The sequence below is a fragment of the Streptomyces sp. CA189 genome (assembly GCF_056428985.1).
Window position 1 is genome coordinate 59,615 of sequence record NZ_JBWJVM010000014.1, and the last position, 15,752, is coordinate 75,366.

At 71.3% G+C, this 15,752-nt stretch carries 17 protein-coding genes; 7 read left to right on the forward strand and 10 right to left on the reverse strand.

The genetic code is table 11. The features are described 5' to 3' along the window. Positions 1-15 precede the first annotated feature (15 nt). Complete coding sequence (locus AC061S_RS14140) at positions 16-456, reverse strand: ribosomal maturation YjgA family protein (RefSeq protein WP_478686269.1); 441 nt, start codon at positions 454-456, stop codon at positions 16-18. A gap of 166 nt (positions 457-622) precedes the next feature. On the opposite strand from AC061S_RS14140, the gene AC061S_RS14145 reads away from it, so the two are divergent. The 3 genes from AC061S_RS14145 to AC061S_RS14155 all read left to right on the forward strand — a co-directional run bounded on the left by AC061S_RS14145 (position 623) and on the right by AC061S_RS14155 (position 3,768). Beyond that, positions 623-1,279, forward strand: coding sequence for a lysophospholipid acyltransferase family protein (locus AC061S_RS14145; RefSeq protein ID WP_478686270.1), 657 nt, complete (start codon positions 623-625; stop codon positions 1,277-1,279). 287 nt (positions 1,280-1,566) lie between these two features. After that, positions 1,567-2,124 (forward strand): 2'-5' RNA ligase family protein, encoded by a 558-nt coding sequence (locus tag AC061S_RS14150; RefSeq protein ID WP_478686271.1) that lies wholly within the window; start codon positions 1,567-1,569, stop codon positions 2,122-2,124. Positions 2,125-2,205: 81 nt separating this feature from the next. Continuing rightward, a complete protein-coding gene (locus AC061S_RS14155) occupies positions 2,206-3,768 on the forward strand; it encodes a multicopper oxidase family protein (protein ID WP_478686272.1) in 1,563 nt (520 codons plus the stop codon). 100 nt (positions 3,769-3,868) lie between these two features. Here the strand turns inward: AC061S_RS14155 and AC061S_RS14160 are convergent, their stop codons facing one another. The 3 genes from AC061S_RS14160 to AC061S_RS14170 all read right to left on the reverse strand — a co-directional run bounded on the left by AC061S_RS14160 (position 3,869) and on the right by AC061S_RS14170 (position 6,114). Further along, the gene (locus AC061S_RS14160) at positions 3,869-4,741 is read right to left on the reverse strand and encodes a DUF4394 domain-containing protein (RefSeq protein WP_478686273.1); all 873 of its coding nucleotides are present in this window, start codon (positions 4,739-4,741) and stop codon (positions 3,869-3,871) included. Between the two features lie 210 nt (positions 4,742-4,951). Next, entirely contained in the window at positions 4,952-5,362 is a 411-nt protein-coding gene (locus AC061S_RS14165; RefSeq protein WP_478686274.1) for a hypothetical protein, read from the reverse strand. Positions 5,363-5,430: 68 nt separating this feature from the next. Beyond that, positions 5,431-6,114 carry a hypothetical protein gene (locus AC061S_RS14170; protein ID WP_478686275.1) on the reverse strand — a complete coding sequence of 228 codons (684 nt, stop codon included), beginning with the start codon at positions 6,112-6,114 and terminating at the stop codon, positions 5,431-5,433. A 204-nt stretch (positions 6,115-6,318) separates the two neighbouring features. On the opposite strand from AC061S_RS14170, the gene AC061S_RS14175 reads away from it, so the two are divergent. Further along, positions 6,319-6,855, forward strand: a complete 537-nt coding sequence (locus AC061S_RS14175) for a hypothetical protein (protein WP_478686276.1) — start codon at positions 6,319-6,321, stop codon at positions 6,853-6,855. A gap of 150 nt (positions 6,856-7,005) precedes the next feature. Next, on the forward strand, positions 7,006-7,398 hold the full coding sequence (locus tag AC061S_RS14180) for a YciI family protein (RefSeq protein WP_478686277.1): 393 nt from the start codon (positions 7,006-7,008) through the stop codon (positions 7,396-7,398). Between the two features lie 56 nt (positions 7,399-7,454). Here the strand turns inward: AC061S_RS14180 and AC061S_RS14185 are convergent, their stop codons facing one another. Then, on the reverse strand, positions 7,455-8,402 hold the full coding sequence (locus tag AC061S_RS14185; RefSeq protein WP_478686278.1) for an alpha/beta fold hydrolase: 948 nt from the start codon (positions 8,400-8,402) through the stop codon (positions 7,455-7,457). 88 nt (positions 8,403-8,490) lie between these two features. Beyond that, complete coding sequence (locus tag AC061S_RS14190) at positions 8,491-9,531, reverse strand: vWA domain-containing protein (protein ID WP_478686279.1); 1,041 nt, start codon at positions 9,529-9,531, stop codon at positions 8,491-8,493. A gap of 281 nt (positions 9,532-9,812) precedes the next feature. Here AC061S_RS14190 and AC061S_RS14195 point away from each other — a divergent pair, with 281 nt between their 5' ends. Next, a complete protein-coding gene (locus AC061S_RS14195; RefSeq protein ID WP_478686280.1) occupies positions 9,813-10,058 on the forward strand; it encodes a hypothetical protein in 246 nt (81 codons plus the stop codon). A 68-nt stretch (positions 10,059-10,126) separates the two neighbouring features. Here AC061S_RS14195 and AC061S_RS14200 read toward each other — a convergent pair whose 3' ends face one another. Further along, a complete protein-coding gene (locus tag AC061S_RS14200; RefSeq protein WP_478686281.1) occupies positions 10,127-11,515 on the reverse strand; it encodes an MFS transporter in 1,389 nt (462 codons plus the stop codon). Positions 11,516-11,611: 96 nt separating this feature from the next. Further along, positions 11,612-12,646 carry a hypothetical protein gene (locus tag AC061S_RS14205; RefSeq protein ID WP_478686282.1) on the reverse strand — a complete coding sequence of 345 codons (1,035 nt, stop codon included), beginning with the start codon at positions 12,644-12,646 and terminating at the stop codon, positions 11,612-11,614. Positions 12,647-12,975: 329 nt separating this feature from the next. Between AC061S_RS14205 and AC061S_RS14210 the strand changes: the two genes are divergently transcribed. Further along, positions 12,976-13,794, forward strand: a complete 819-nt coding sequence (locus tag AC061S_RS14210; RefSeq protein ID WP_478686283.1) for a terpene synthase family protein — start codon at positions 12,976-12,978, stop codon at positions 13,792-13,794. 407 nt (positions 13,795-14,201) lie between these two features. Here the strand turns inward: AC061S_RS14210 and AC061S_RS14215 are convergent, their stop codons facing one another. Both AC061S_RS14215 and AC061S_RS14220 read right to left on the reverse strand, forming a co-directional pair. Then, a complete protein-coding gene (locus tag AC061S_RS14215; RefSeq protein WP_478686284.1) occupies positions 14,202-14,810 on the reverse strand; it encodes a GOLPH3/VPS74 family protein in 609 nt (202 codons plus the stop codon). A gap of 482 nt (positions 14,811-15,292) precedes the next feature. Next, positions 15,293-15,691, reverse strand: coding sequence for a YdeI/OmpD-associated family protein (locus AC061S_RS14220; RefSeq protein ID WP_478686285.1), 399 nt, complete (start codon positions 15,689-15,691; stop codon positions 15,293-15,295). Positions 15,692-15,752: the final 61 nt, after the last annotated feature.

A 15,752-nucleotide genomic window follows, 5' to 3' on the forward strand; every position in this document is an offset into this window, starting at 1 on the left:
CCTTGCCCGGCCCGCCTAGAGTCCGGGACCGGGCCGGGCCGACAGGCGCCCCGCCGCGGTGTGGCAGAGCCAGCCGGCCGCCGCGCCGACCGCGTACCAGAACAGGTCGGGCGGATTGAAGGTGGACCCGAGGACGAGGCGGGCGACCGTGCTGTGCCGGGAGAGCTCCGCCGGCACTCCGGTGAGCTGGAGGAACTCCACCGCCCAACTGAGCGCGAGAGCGGCCGCGGCGGCCCGCAGGGCCGTGACCCGCGGTACGGCCAGCACGACGAGCGCGAAGATCAGTGCCGTGTACAGCGCGTCCCCGCCGTACTTGGCCGGGCTCCCCGTCGCCACGGCCCGTAGCCCCAACCCCGCGCCGACGGTCAGCACCACCGCCCCGGCTGCCGCGAGACGGGTGCGGGCAGCCCGGCGGGGTCCGACACGGTCACGACGTACGGGCAGGAGGGTGATCACGGGGACCACCCTGCCCGACGGCCTCCGCCCGCCCTCTCCCGCTTCCGTCAGGGAGAGGCACGTGGGCCCCGTACCCAGGCGGGTTGAGTAGGGCGACTCATGCCGGACCGGGCGCCGGCCGACACGCTGGAGAGACGAAGACCGCACTCCCCGGAGGTTCGATTCCATGATCAGCCACGTCGCCGCCGCCCTGGCCCCGGTGTTCGGGCGGATGACCGTGTCCGAGGACGTGTCGGGCCCCATCGCCGGCGGAACCATCCTGGCCGCCAACCACACCAGCCTGGTCGACCCCGTCATCGTGGTGGCCGCCCTGCGCCGGCTCGGCGTCGACCCCGTGATCATGGCCACGGCCGGGCTGTGGCGGGTCCCGGTGCTCGGCGGCGCGCTCGCCCGCGAAGGGCACATCCCGGTCCACCGGGGAACGGCCCGCGCGGCGAGTTCGCTCGCCGACGCCGCCGAGGCGCTGGCGGCGGGGCGGTGCGTGCTCATGTACGGGGAAGGCGGGATCCCCGCCCGCCGCGACTCCGGGGAAGCCGCGCCCCTGCCCTTCCGCAGCGGCCTGGCCCGCCTCGCCGGGGCCACCGGGGCACCCGTCCGCCCGGTCGGTCAGGCCGGCGCCCGCCGCGTGAGCTCCGGGACGACGGCCAAACAGCTCGCCGGGATCCTCACGGCCCCGGTCCGCCGGCCACGCTCACACGTCCACGTGGGCGCGCCCCTGTTCCTGCCGGACGGCCTCTGCGAGGCGACGGCGGCGGCCCACGGGGCGGTCACCTCGGCCTGGCACACCGCACTGTCCGGGCTCGTCGGCGCCGGCAGGCCGTAAGCCGTGCGGGAGCCCCGGCTCCGACGGGCCCGTCGGCGGACCGGTCGCAGGGCCGCCAGGTCGCGGGCGGCGAGTTCGGGGCGGGCGGTCAGGGCGGTGCGCACGGCGTCCAGGACCGGCAGTTCGGCGTGGCCGTGGGCCGGCTCCGACCGCAGCGGTTCCTCCGGCAGGCCCAGTGTCCCCGAGGGGGGACCTCACCCCGTTCTGGACGGAACACAGGATCCGCTGACCACGTCCGACACGAACCCCGGGCGCGAACGGATCTTCCGGTGGCACCATGGCGTGTCATGGCAGAGGACAGCAGCAGCACGTTCCAGGCGGGCCAGACGGGGCTCATCGTCAGGATTCCGGAGGCCGAGCCGGCCGTCCGCGGGTGGCGCGAACGGCTCGACCCGTCGGCCCGGGGCGGGGTTCCCGCACACGTCACCGTGCTCTTCCCGTTCCTCGAGGAGAGCCGAGTGGATCCGCTGGTCCACGCCGCGCTCGAGGACGTGCTGCGCTGCCACCAGGCGTTCGACCTGCGGTTCGAGAAATGCGGACGGCTTCCCGAGGTCCTGTACCTCGTTCCGGAACCCGCCACGCAACTGATCCGGCTCACGGAGGCGATCGCCGACCGCTGGCCCGAGGCTCCGCCGTACGGCGGCCGGTTCGCCGAGATCGTGCCGCACCTGACCATCGCTCAAGGCCAGGACGAGGCAGTCCTGGAGGAGATCGAGGCCGACCTCGTCGGCAGGCTCCCGTTCACCTCCCGCGTCTCGTCGGTCGAGCTCATGGTCCACGACGGCACGACGTGGCAGCCGCGGGCGTCGTTCGCACTCGGAGACCGACCCCGACCCCGCCCCTGAGCCCTCTCGGGGTCGGGTTCGGGGTCGGCCCCGGGTCGGTCCCCGATGTCCGCCGTGCGGGCCGTCCGTAGCGTCGTTCGCATGTCGAGAAACGGGAAGAACGTGGCCGGTGGCAAGCGCCGGATGTCGCCTTGGAAGCGGGCGCTGCTGATCCTCGGTGCGCTGGTCGCGAGCTTGGCCCTGGTCATCGGCGTGCTTTTCACCTGGCTCTACACCGGAGCCAAGGTGTCCACCGTCGGCGCGGTGGACTTCCGCGACGCCCTCGCGGTGCCGCCCCTCGCTGCGTCCACCGTGGAAGCCGACGGAACCCGCGTCTTCGACCTGCGGATGCAGACGGGAGAGACCGAGTTCACCCCCGGGGCAAGAACCCCCACCTGGGGGTTCAACGGGAGCCACCTCGGCCCCACCCTGCGCGCCACGAAGGGGGAGAAGGTCCGGGTCAAAGTGGCCAACGCCCTGCCGGAGGCCTCCAGCGTCCACTGGCACGGTATGCACCTGCCCGCCGCGATGGACGGCGGCCCGCACCAGACGGTGCCGGCGGGCGGCAACTGGGCCCCCGAGTGGACGGTCGAGCAGCCGGCCTCGACCCTCTGGTACCACCCGCACCCGCACGGCGCGACCGAGTCGCACGTCCAGCGCGGCCTCGCGGGCCTGTTCCTCCTGGACGACGCGCAGTCTGCGGCTCTTCCCCTGCCCCGGACGTACGGGGTCGACGACATCCCGGTCATCGTCCAGGACGTGTCCTTCGACGGCGCGAAACTGGACCACGGCCACAAGCCGATGCGCAACGTCGGGTTCCTCGGCGACCGGACGATGGTGAACGGCACGCTCGACCCGTACGTCACCGTCCGGGACGAACTGGTCCGGCTGCGCCTGCTGAACGCCTCCACCGCACGCGTCTACACCTTCGGCTTCGACGACGGCCGCGCGTTCCGGCAGATAGCCTCGGACGGCGGCCTCCTCGAAGCCCCGCACACGACCGACCGTCTGCGCCTGTCGCCGGGGGAGCGCGCGGAGATCGTCGTACGCGTACGAGCGGGCGAGCGGACGGTCCTGCGCTCCTACCCCCTGGACGCCGGCCTGGACTTCTGGAACCAGCGCTTCGGGGGAGGCGACGACTCCTTCGACGTGATGCAGCTGCGCGCGGCCCCCACCCTGAGGCCGTCGGCCGAGCCGCCGGCAGCGCTGGCGGCCACGACGCTCCCCACCGGCGAGGACTCGGTCCGCAGCCGCGTCTTCGAGCTCAAGATGTCCGGCATCAACGGCCGGAAGATGGACATGTCCCGGGTGGACGAGACGGTCACCCGCGGCACGGCCGAGACCTGGACCCTCCGCAACAACGACGGGATGCCGCACAACTTCCACGTCCACGACGTCCAGTTCCGCGTACTCGACATCAACGGGGCAGCCCCGCCCCCGCCGTTGCGCGGGCCGAAGGACACCGTCTTCATCCCGTCGGGTTCGACGGTCCGCATAGCCCTGCGCTTCGACGGCCCCGCGGACCCGGACACCCCGTACATGTACCACTGCCACCTGCTCTACCACGAGGACGAGGGCATGATGGGCCAGTTCACGGTGGTGGACCCAGGCCGGACGGCGCCCGCCCCCAACCCCCTGCCCTCCTCCGGCACACACCGGCACTAGGCCGCGACGCGCCCGTCGCTGCCCGCGGGGAAGGGCGGGCGCAGCGGGACGGGCAGCGGTGGGCTGCTCCGCCGAGCAGCCCACCGTGTGCAGGAACCCGTCAGCCCTGGTTCAGGGGCAGGGCGAGGTCGGTGACCTGGCGGTTCTTGGGGAAGGCCCCCAGATCGTGGGCGGCCCCGGTGAGGAGGTTGATCCCGGACAGGCGGAACGCGCTGCCCGTGTTGAGGGCGGCGAAGCCCTGGTTGGTGCCCTGCTGCGGGGAGAAGTAGATGTCGAAGCCGGCGTCCGGACCGGCGTTGACGCCGAGGTTCCCGGTCGGGGCGAGCATGCCGGCATTGGCCGGGGACTGGAGGGAGACGCGGTCGGCCATGGTGTCGATGTCGAACAGCGAGGTCGCGGTGGCCGCGTTGAGGTCGTTGTTCGTGTACGCGGCTCCGGTGACACCCATCGCGGTGGACGCCGGCGTGGTGGGGTTGGTGAGGGGGCCGTCGACCGTGGTGGTCAGCGGGGCCGCGTTGTCGTCGATGTTGTGGCGGAGGTTCTGCCCGGTGTCGCTGATGACACGCAGCCGGTTGGCGGCCGGGTTGAAGTCCACCCCGAACCGGGCTCCGGTCAGGACCACGGTGAGCTGGGAGACCTTCACGGCCTTGGCATTGCGCGTGTTGAGGGTGTAGACGCCGCCCTTGTCGCCGACGCCGTAGAGCTTCTCGTTCTGCACGCGGAAGTCGATGCCGACGATCTTGGCATCGCCCCGGAGACCGGACACCTTACCGATCGACATGCTCTTTGCGGGCCGATCGACCGCGAACTCCACCAGCCGCTGGTCGGAGGTCAGGCCGATCGCGGTGAGCGAACCGCGCTCCACGCGGTCCATGGCGGGGCCGGCGCCGCCGTCCGCGGAGGCCAGGACGGGTGCGGACAGGGCGGCGGCCAGAGCAGCCGCGACGGCGATGGTGGTCTTGCGTGTACGCATGGTTCTCCCCGAGAGGTGGGTCGGCCCCGCTTTCGGCGAGAGCGGGATCCGGACGGGGTTCGCAGCAGGCGGTCCATCGGACTGGCCGAGCGGGCAAGGACCACCCCGACGGGGCCATAGTCCGTTTGTCGGCCTACGTGCCGGTCGCCCCGGAAGCCGCCGCCTTCGCCTCCCGCGGGGTGGCTGCGGCTGAGGCTCGGCTCCGCCGCTTTAAGGGCGGGTGTCCCATCGGTGGAGCAGGGACCCGTCCCCGCCGAAGACGTCCATGAGGTAGCCCTGGGCCGTGGAGAGCTGTTCGAACCGCGTGAGGTACGAGACGACGGAATCCCGCTGCTTCTCGAAAAGCGAGTTCCCCGAATCGGTGTGCGTGGTCCGGAGGATCAAGAGCGGAGCCCCCTCGGGACCCGCCTCCTGCTGGATGGCGTACACGGTCTCGTCCCCGCCCGCCCGCTGGTACCGCTCGGCCAGCGCAAGGGCGGTCGACGGTGCGGCCGTACTCGTCACGGTCGGCCCGGCCGACGAAACGGCACCCTCCCGGTCGGTACAGGCCGTCAGGAGAAGGGCGCAGCCGGCGACCACGCAGACGCCGATGTGCCTCCTGGAAACCGTTCGTATCCGCATTCGCCTTCGCATCCCTTTCCGAGTCCGAGTCCGAGTCTGAGTCCGCATCCGCATCCGCGGGACGCTCCTCACCTCACGGGCCATGAAGCCACATCGGCCTCGTCCTCACCCACCCTTTGCGTCTTCTCGGACGCCACAGGTCCCAGGGGAGCGGGCCTTGTTCCCGCAGGCCCGTCCAGTACGGCGGCGCGCAGGCCGGCGAAATCGGTGCGCACCGGGTCCAGAGTGAGGAGGGAGGAGAGGTTCAGGGTGCGCTGTCCGGGCCTGCGCTCGTCGAGCACGGAGGTGGGCAGGACGTAGAAGGTCCACTGGGTGAGGTCCAAGGGGTCCAAGGTCTTCTTGTCCTGGTGCTTGAGGAGGCAGAAGACGTACACGTCCGCGCGGCGGAGGCGGGCCGGGTCCACTTCCCCGGTGACCGCGTCCCAGCCCTCGGCGGGGGCGATGGAGAAGCTGATGGCGGACAGCCGGGTCTGGCCCCACTCCTGGAGGTAGGCCGCCGACTTGACCTCGACCTGGGGCCCGCCGGGCACCCGGATGTCCACGGAGTCCCAGTCCACCCGCGTGCCGTCTGCCACTCCGAGCGCGAGGGCGACGATGTACTCGGCGAGCGCTCCGCGCAGCGTGTTGCCGACCACCCCCGAATACGCCCACGCCCAGAAGCCGAGCAGGCTTCCATGGGCGGAGCCGTCCAGATGGAGGGGTTCTTCCCCCGTACGACGGCGAGGCAGTATGGCGCCGAGTGATTCAGTCATGGACACATTCTCCGACCCGCGGCCGGGACCGGAGGACGCGGGTGGGGTGCCTGAACTCGGAGGCGGGGTCCGAGGCGTTGGAAACTCGTCGGGACTGACACCTGGGTGTGACGGAAGGCCGAGCGGGCGGCTCCCGTCGTGAGGCCCGTCTACTGTGCGGACCAAGGCCGAGCAGTCCATCGTGGCGACCTGAGGAGGAATCCTGTGGCATCGCAGTACGAACCCGAGCACGCGCCCGCGGGCGATGTGGGCGCAGCCCTGTTGTTGATCGATTCCCGGCTGAAAGGCATTCACGACGGCAGGACCGGGACGGATCCCGAACAGCAGGCGCTGATCGACCAGTACGCCTCGTCGCTCGGCCCCGAGGAAGCCGACGACCTGCTGGACGGGGCGTGCACGCTCATCTACATGTTCATGATGTGGCTGCGCAGGGCCCACGAGGACCACGGCAAGGACGTCCTCGAGTACGTCGTGCCGAACATCGTCGCCACGCTGCGCATGATGCCCAGGAGCGTCCGTCCCCAGGCCATCCCCACCATGGCCGGCCTCGTCATCGCGGCGGGCACCGGCCTCAGCCCCAACCTGTGGCGCAAGCAGTACGGAGACTGGACCGAGGCGGAGATGAATCCGCTGGAAGCCACGGCCTTCCTGCTCGCGGAGTACATCAACCGCATGACCGGCGACCCCGATTTCGCCACCCGCCTGATCACCGACGCCCTGGCCGACGCGGAAGCGGACTGACGTGGCCCGTCCCTCCGCGAGAGCCGCCCTGGGGGCGATCACCGCGATTCCGTGATGTGGTGCTGGGAGCGCCGATGAGTTTTACGGCGACCGGCTGTCTACCCCTGTGTAGACCGAAACCCCAGCAGCCGCCCCGGAAGGGTGAGGAACATGAAGTACATGATCCAGATGAACGTGCCTGCCGCCGAGTGGGACGCCGTCATGTCCGCGTACTCCGAGGACGACATGAAGGCCATGTTCGCCCACATGAACGCCCTCAACGAGGACATCACCGCCGCTGGGGAATGGGTGGACGGGCAGGGCCTCGGCGGCCCCTCGCTGGTCAAGACGGTACGGGCCGGCAGCGACGGGCAGCCGCAGGTGACCGCCGGGCCGGCCCAAGAGGGACACATCCTGGCCGGGTACTGGCTGGTCGACGTCAAGAGCGAGGACCGGGCCCTGGAGATCGCGGCCCGGGCATCGGCCTGCCCCGGCCCGGGAGGGAAGCCCGGCAGCGACCCGGTCGAAGTCCACCCGATCCCCGCGGACCCGACCCAGGGCTGAGCCGGGCGGGCCGCGCTCCTCTTAGCGGCGTGGTCGTCGTCACGACGGCCCCGCCGCTACGACGCCGAGGGCGCGGGCGAGGCCGTCCCCGGCGGGCTCGCGGCCCGGTCCGCGACGAGGCGGACCGCCGCGATCGTGAGGTCCGGGTCGTGCAGCTGCACGTAGTGATCGCTACCGGTCGCCAGCAGGTGCGGGGTCTGCGGCCGCAGGCCCACCAGAGCCCGCTGTGCCTCGGGCCAGGCCTTCTCCAGCTTCGCCACCAGATCCTTGGACATCGTGGGCGGTACCGCGAACGGCTCGGTCTTGCTCAGCACCGCGACGGGAACCGGGGGCAGCGGGCCGTCGCGGTCGATGGCGGTGACCCCGCCCTCGATGTCGACCTGCTCGAAGTCCGGATCGGCGTCGAAGGGCGTGCCGGGATGCCGTAGCGCTTCCACGTACGCGGCCCAGTCCGCCCCCATCGCGGGCTTCAACGCCGGCCCCAGCGCGTCGACCAGGACCAGCCCGCGCGTCCGCTCCGGGTGCTCCTGTGCGTAGCGCAGCGCGAGCATCCCGCCGAAGGAGTGCCCCACCAGCAGGTACGGACCCGGTACGGGCGCGGCCGTGAGCACCCGGTCCAGGTCCTCGACCATGGCGGGCAGGGCCCGGGTGCCCCGTACGGGCGTGCTGCGGTCGGTGAGCTCGGGTGGCTGCGTGTAGCGGATGGTCCCCGGCCGGTCGTAGGTGCACACCCGGGTGAACGCGGCGACCCCCGGCAGCACCGCCGGGGCCTTCGGCACGGGCGGGGTGGTGTCGGTCAGGGTCCACGGGTCGGAGGCCTCGTGCAGCCCGGCCAGCAGCACCACGGTCGGACTCCCCGAGCCCGAGCAGCGCAGGTACAGGCTCCGCCCGCCGCCGATGTCCACCCGCTGCTCGGTGTCACCGCCGCCGGGCGGTGGCGCGGCGGCCACCAGCAGGACGGCGGCCATCGCGGCCACCACCGCACCCGGCACACGCCATCGCATGCCTCAAGCCTCCCTCGCTCCCCTTCGCCCCGCCATCCGGGGACAGTCCGATGGCGGGGCGACTCGGAACCGTCGGGGTTTCGAGATGTCAGACCATCAGCAGCAGACGGGTGTTCGGCACGAGCTTCCGGTTGACGCTGGTGCTCTGCACGAAGATCGTGAACTCGTCGTTGTGGTCCGGCTTGATGCGCGCCTCCACGGCGGGCAGGCCCAGCAGGGCGCGGGCCTCCGGCCCCGTGTACACCCGGTCCGTCTTCTTCTCCAGCACCGCGATCTGCTTCTTCGCCTGGATCTTCTCCGGCTTGCTCAGCTGGTAGAACGCGCCACCGGTGCGGTAGGTGTGCCCGGATTCGACGACCCATTCCCGGATCGCCGCGTCCCGGGCCACCGGGATCAGCTGGTACGCGGAGGGATCCGCCGGGGTGAGACCGGCCGCCTTGATGGTGTCCTTGTTGACCGCCTCCGCGCCCGTGGAGAACACCGCACGCGATCCCCGGATGCCCTTGGCGCGGCCCACCATGAACTTCTCGGTGGCCTCCTTGATGACCTGCCCGGCCTCCTCCAGACCCTGCGTGCTCGTGGCGTCCCAGATGGCGATGTTCTCCTTCGGGAAGCCGCACTGCATGGCCTCCCGCTTGCCCATCTGGTCCGGCACGAGGACGGCCAGCGTCCAGTTGTCCTCCTGCGTCGCGATCATCTCGGCCACGGCCTTCACCAGTTCACGCGGATCCCGGGCAGGGGCGTCCGGGGAGCGGTGACTCGCGTTCTCCTGCCCGTCGGTCAGCACGAACGTCAGGAAGCTGTGGTCGCCGTACAGTTGGGCCGTCTGCGCCAGCTCGCGCTGCGACTTCAGCGAGGCCGCGAGCAGCGCCGTCATTCCACCGGTCCGGTACAGCTGCTTCAGCGACGGCATGCGCAGCACGTCCTTGTCGTAGACGACGCACTCCACCTTGTCGGCGAAGACGTACACCGTGACGCGGGTCTCCTGGTCCAGTTCACCCGACCGGCGGGCAAGGTACGCGATCTGCTGGTCGGCTACATCGACGACCTTGCGGCTCAGGTGAGACATGGACGAGCTGGCATCCAACACAAGAGCAACGTGGTTGATGTAGTTCTGGTTTCCGGACATGGAAGCTCCCCCTCGTTCCGACTGGATGCTCCTACGGTCTCATCCACCACTGACAATCGATCTTGTCTCCACGGCCGGACGAAGGGTCCGCGTCCAGGCGCGGACGGGTGGCTCGCGAGGGTCCTGCGACGGCTCTTGTGGCGGCTCTTGGGGGGTGTCGAAACGATACTGCCGGAGCGTTCGAGTGAACGGTCGTTCCTGTCGGCTCCGCCGTGCGTTGAATCGGCTGGCGCACCCACCCACGGGAGCGTCGCCAGATCCTTAAGTCCTTAGGGGAACCCATGCGTATTCGCTCCGCCGTCACCGCCTCCGTCCTCGCTGCCGGCATCCTGCTCGGCGGCGCCGGCGCAGCCCTGGCCAACGACGGTGTCGACATCGACTACTTCTCGGGCGGGCACAAGGCCTTCTCGTCCAACTGCTCGTCCGCGGCCGCCGTCCCGGCGCCCTTCGGCCCGGTCTACACCTCCTCCTGCGCGAAGGAAGGCGAGGCGGATTGGGTCAAGGGTGCCCACCTCGGCGCCAAGTAGGGGCTTGCTTCCGGCCACGGCCGGTGCGCGGGGGCGGTCGGACGGCGACGTCCGCCGCCCCCGCGGTGTCACCGGGTCCTGTCCTGCGCCGTGAGCCGATGGCCTACGGCCAGGACGAGCACGGCCGTGACGGCGACGGCCACACCGCCCAGCCGCAGGATCGCGTCGTAGGCCGCCTCGGGCGACCGCTGCGGCGTCATCGCCGAGATCCCCGCGGCCGTTCCGGCCAGCGCGATCGCACCTCCGGTGACCAGGAACGTCAGCAGTACCCCCGATGCCTCCCCGGCGCTCGCCGGAGCGACGAGCTGTTGGGTCGCCACGCTCGCATAGGTCCACCCCAGCCCGAGACCCAGCCCGCACCACGCGAACACCGGCAGGTACAGCCACCAGGCGGTGACCTGGGTCAGCACGTACATCCCCGCGCCCGCGCCGATCCCGGCCAGCGCCATCACCGTGGTCGGCCGCATGAGCCGCCCCAGCCGCCCCAGCCGCGCCCCCAGCGGCCCGCTGAGCGCCACCAGCAGGGCCGGGGCCAGGAAGACCGTGCCGGCCAGGAGCGGTGAGAGCCCCCGTACGCCCTGGAGGTAGAGGGTGGCGAGGAAGACGGTCACTCCGTAGCCCATGTTCGAGAGCGTGCCCATCGCGGCGACCAGGACGTACGGGATGTCGCGGAAGAGCCCCAGATCGATCAGCGGGTGCCGGGCCAGCCGTTCCCGCACCAGGAACAGCCCGCAGCCCACCACGGCCACCGCGAAGCCGAGGAGGGCGCGAGCACTGCTCCAGCCCCATGCGTCCCCGCGCTCCACGGTCAGGGTGAGAGCGGCCAGCGCACCAACGATCAGGGCGCAGCCGAGCAGGTCGAGCTCGCGCGGCGCCGCCGTATCGCGCGAGTCCGGGACGTACGCGAGAGCGGTGAGCAGCGAGAGCAGGCTCAGCGGTGCCATCAGCCAGAAGATCCAGCGCCAGCCGGGTCCCTCGGTGAACCCTCCGCCCACGAAGGGCCCGATCGCGGTCCCGATGTTGGCGACGCCGAACACGGCGCCCAAGGCCTTGGCGCGGGACTCCTCGGGAAAGGTGTTGGTGATCACCGACACGGCCACGGGGAACACGAACGCCGCGCCCACCCCCTGGGCGATCCGGGCCGCGACCAGCGGACCGAGCCCGGGAGCCAGGGCGCATCCCACGGTCCCGGCGGTGAACAGGGCCGTTCCGGCGAGGAGCGTGCCCCGTCGGCCGAAGACGTCCCCCACCCGGCCGCCGACGATGAAGAAGCAGCCGATGGCGAGCATGTACGCGGACAAGGTCCACTGCGCGGCCGACACCGTGACGCCGAGCTCCGCAGCGATCCCGGGGATGGCGAGATTGAGCGCGAAGAAGTCGAGCTGGATGCAGAACAGGGCGACGGCCACCGCGACGAAGGCCCCCGTCCGCGCCGCCCCGGAACTCTCTGCGCGCATGAGGGGCGTTCCTCTCAGCCGACGGCGGCAGCACGCGCTCACCTCATTGTGAGGCGGTCCGCCACGGTCCGCAGCCCGGCGGCGCCTGCCCGGCGGTCAGCGGGGTGCCACGGCCCCGGAGTCCGGGGACTGCTGGAGCCCGGAGGCGTCGACGGCCTCGAAGTCCGAACCCTTGAAGCCCTTGAGCGCGTTGAGCTGGTCGTTGTCCCAGCCGGGGTTCTCCTCGCCGGTGAGGTACCAGGCCGACCCGTTGTCGGCGACGATGGCCCCGTACTTCTTGAGCGCCTCGGCGACGGCCAGGGCCTGCGGGGCCAGAGCCGAGGTGTCCACCGAGCTCTTGAGCCGCAGCCGCAGTCCCATGGGCGGCAGCGATGCGTCCGCCGCGGAGCCCGCCTGATGCCTTGCCGGCCAGACGTAGCTCTGATCCGTGCGGGGTACGGTCATCCGGATCGCGTGGTCGACCAGCCCGCCCGCCGCCTCGTCGTAGCGCACCAGCCCGGGCAGGATGGCGAGGCCGGCGGCATCGGCCGATGTCCACCCGGCGGGCCGCAGCTCGTGGCTCCGCAGGTCGAATACCGCGCCCGAGCCGGCGTGCCAGGCGTTGTCGCCCTCCTGACGGGCGTTCCAGAGCTCGTAGGACTTGCACAGGGCGCGGTCCCAGACGACGACGTGGCGGTCCCCGGTGCTCGCGGGACCGTTCTCGATCCCGGCGTTCCGCGGGATCCGGTACCCGGACGCGTCGCTTTCCTCGGCGATGTCCAGGGTGACCTTCGATTCCGGCACCGTCGTGTCCGAGACGGTGATGGGAATACCGAACGGCTCACCGTCGATGAGCCCCGCCCCGAAGTCCGGGTGCAGGGGTTCCGCGGCACCGATCGAGGAGACGTAGCGGTCCGAGTTCGGGTGCACGGGAAGCGTGTCCACGGGAGCGTGCCAGAAGCTGTCCGGCGGAGCGGTCCGGCAGGAGCCGTTCTGCGAGCCCGCGGCAACCATGGTGGCCGTGGTGGGGGAGGTTCCGTCGCCGGAACCCGCGTACCCGCACACCAGGCACGTGGCGGCGACGGCGGAGACGACGGCGACCACGGGGATCCGGCGCCTCGAGCGGAGCGCGGCTCCGTGTTCCGTTGGCATGGCCTCACCTCATCCGGAGGATCCGAGCCGGCGTCCGCTGCTTCCAGCGACCCCTTCCAGCCTAGGCACGTTCCGTCCCCGGTGCTCTGCCACTCGCAGGAAGCCCCGCCGGTGGGTTTCGCGTCCCTGGCGCCCCGCGAGTGCTCCCGCATGCCGTGGTGACTTCGGGAACGTCCTGCGTTCAATGAGATGGCCGACGGAGCGTCCGGATGCCGCCGGCGAGCTGATGGGGCGCCAGGACGGGGACAGGGCGAAACGGTTCGGCAGAGGCTCGTTCCTCGACGCGGGCCTGTGCGCGTCAGCCCTGACGGAACACGAGGTGATCACTCATGACAGGAACGCGGACGCAGGCGGCCGACCACGCAGCCGACCACGCCGACGGCATGGCCGAACTCGCCCCGCCGGAACGCCTGACCCTCCCGACGGCCCGACCCGCCCGCCCGGCCGCGGAGGACTTCGACGCGGGCTCGGCGGAGTTCATGAGCCGGTTCGGACTGGGCGGGGGGCCGGAGCGCCGTGCGCGGCTGACCGCGGGTCTGAACCGGATCGCTGTGAGGATCACACCGGACGCCGACCCGTTCGCGGCCCAGTTGCTCAGCGACCTCGCCGCGTGGGTGTTCGCCTTCGACGACCTCTGCGACGAGGACCTTCCGAGTCTCACCCCCACGGGGATGATCACGATGGTCGCCCGGCTCCAGCGGACGATCGAGGCCCCTGAGGTTCCTCTCTGCGGCGATCCCTTCGGCCTGGCCCTGCGCGACATCCGGCTCCGGGTCGATGCGGTGGCCACCCCGATACAGGTCAGGAGATGGGTCGACGCGATGCGCGGCTATTTCCTCGCCGAGGCCCGCATCGGCGCTGACGCGACGGCACCGGGAGGCCCGCAGGACGTGAGCGACTACCTGCTCACCCGCCGGCACTCCGGAGCCGCCCTCGCCGTACCCGTGCTGCTCGACGCGATCGGTGCCGGACTGCCCGCACCGCTATGGGAGGACCGGCGGATCCGTGCCCTGACCGAGATGGCGGCGGGGATCGTCGTCATCGACACCGACATCCACTCCTTCACGAAGGAGCGCCAACGCGGAAGCCGCAGCGGCAACTTGATCGCCCTCCTGGAAGGCCCCCACGGACCGGAAGCCGGACCGTAACCCAGACCGGAAGCCGGACCCGAGCAGGGCCTGCAAGCCGCCTCCACGCTGCGGGACTCGATCCTGCGCCGATTCCTGCACCTGGGTCAGCAGACGGCACAGGCCCCTGCGGACCCGCGGATCCGACGCCATCTGGACGCGCTCACCCAGTACGTCTGCGGTGTGCGGGACTGGTGCGGGGCGACCTCCCGCTATCACCCCGAGCAACCGGACGGCAGCCACCACCAGCCCGGGCGCCCCGAAACCGCGTACGGACCGCCGGTCGACACCCCCTCACACCCCCGCCGATCGCATCGATCGCGTGGTGGTGGACCGTCGCCGACGCCCCGCCGGCGTCTCCATGAGCCGGGCCCGGCCCGCACGGAGAACCCTGCCCGCGTACGCCTGCGCCGGCCGGGGCACCGCCGTCATACGCCGCCGCGCCAGATGTTGTCGAAGGCCGCGTTCTCGATCGCCCGGCGCTGCCGTACGCCCGCCAGCTCCACCATCGCGTCGTTGACGGCGGCCAGCACCGTCGCGACGGTGTCGTCGGCCACCTCCGGGGCGTCCGTGGTCCGGTCGCCGCCACCGCTGAGGGCCTGCGTCAGGAGAACGAGGACGGGTTCCTCCGACCTCCACCGCTCCTCGGCCTGCCGGCGGGCGGGCGAATCGGCCGGCACCAGCTCACCGGCCCGGAGGGAGAACCCGCGGCGGCGCGCCCGGACGAGCTGTCCTTCCTCCTCGAGCACGGCCTGATAGCTCGCGGACAGGCCGCGCCCCCTACGCCACAGCCAGTCGCCGACGGACTCGTAGGGCGCCTCCCGAACGAGCGACGAGGCTGCAGCGTCCAACAAGGGATCGCCCAGTGCCGCCTGCTCGCCCGGCACGATCTGATCACCGTCCAGCCCGATGGCCCGTGCGGCGAGGAGATCGACGACCTCTGCTCCGGCGAGCGCGAGCGACAGATCGCCCTGCTCGACGGTCCTGCCGGACTCCACGTCCATGGCAATGATCAACAAGTCCCGCGGTGTGGTCATCAAGGGCTCCTCTCAACCGGGCAGGCAGGGCGTCGGCCAATTATCGATCAGCTCGGCCACCTGCGGGCGATCCGGGGCATTTTTGAGTCTCGTGGACATCGTTCTGGTGTGGACGATCACGGGGAGCCGCTGAGCGGTGGAGGCAGGGCGGCCGGTTTCGAGGTGGCCCGGGTTCGGGATGGTGACACCGAGGAGCTGTGCGACCGAGGTGACCGTCGGGCTCGATGCGGTGGGTGAACCGGCCGGGCACTCCGTCGACGTCCACGTCGCCGCTGTAACCGACTCCCGGAATCACGTCGACGAGCGTGGTCCGCGCGGGCGCCGGCAGGAAGCGGAACGAGGTCCCAGGCCGGGTGGTGCTCGACCGGATTCGACAGGACTTCCCAGAGGGTGTGCGGGGGCACGTCGGGCATCTCTCGAGGCGATTTCCGCCTGTGCCCGGCTTGAGCGGGCCCTCGCGGCTCTCGGCCAGCCTGCGGATTTCAGCCCCGCAGGGTGGCGATGGCCTTCTCGATGCGCCGTCGGCGGGTCTCGGGCATCTTCGCGCTCTCGATGGCCCGTACGTGCTCGCGCTTGCGGCTGTACGCAAGGTTGTCGTACGCGGCGCGGGCGGCCGGGTCGGCGTCCAGGGCCTGGGCGAAGTCCGCGGGCTCGATCACGACGCGCGGCTCGGTGTCGAGCTCCAGCTCGACCTCGATCTCCTCGCCGATCTCGACATCCGCGGCCCGCCGGTTGGCATGGCTGAGGCCGATCAAGTGGCGGCCACGCAGGAGGGCGAGCCGGCTCTTCCAGGAATGGCCGTTGATCGTGATCGTCACCGGCGGCCGCGAGCCCTCGCCGAGCGCTGCTACCACCTCGGACGGAACTTCCAGACCCCGCATGGGCTCAGGCGGTTCGACGATGGACCGAAACTTCAAGATCTTCTCCTGTTCGTCATGCCGG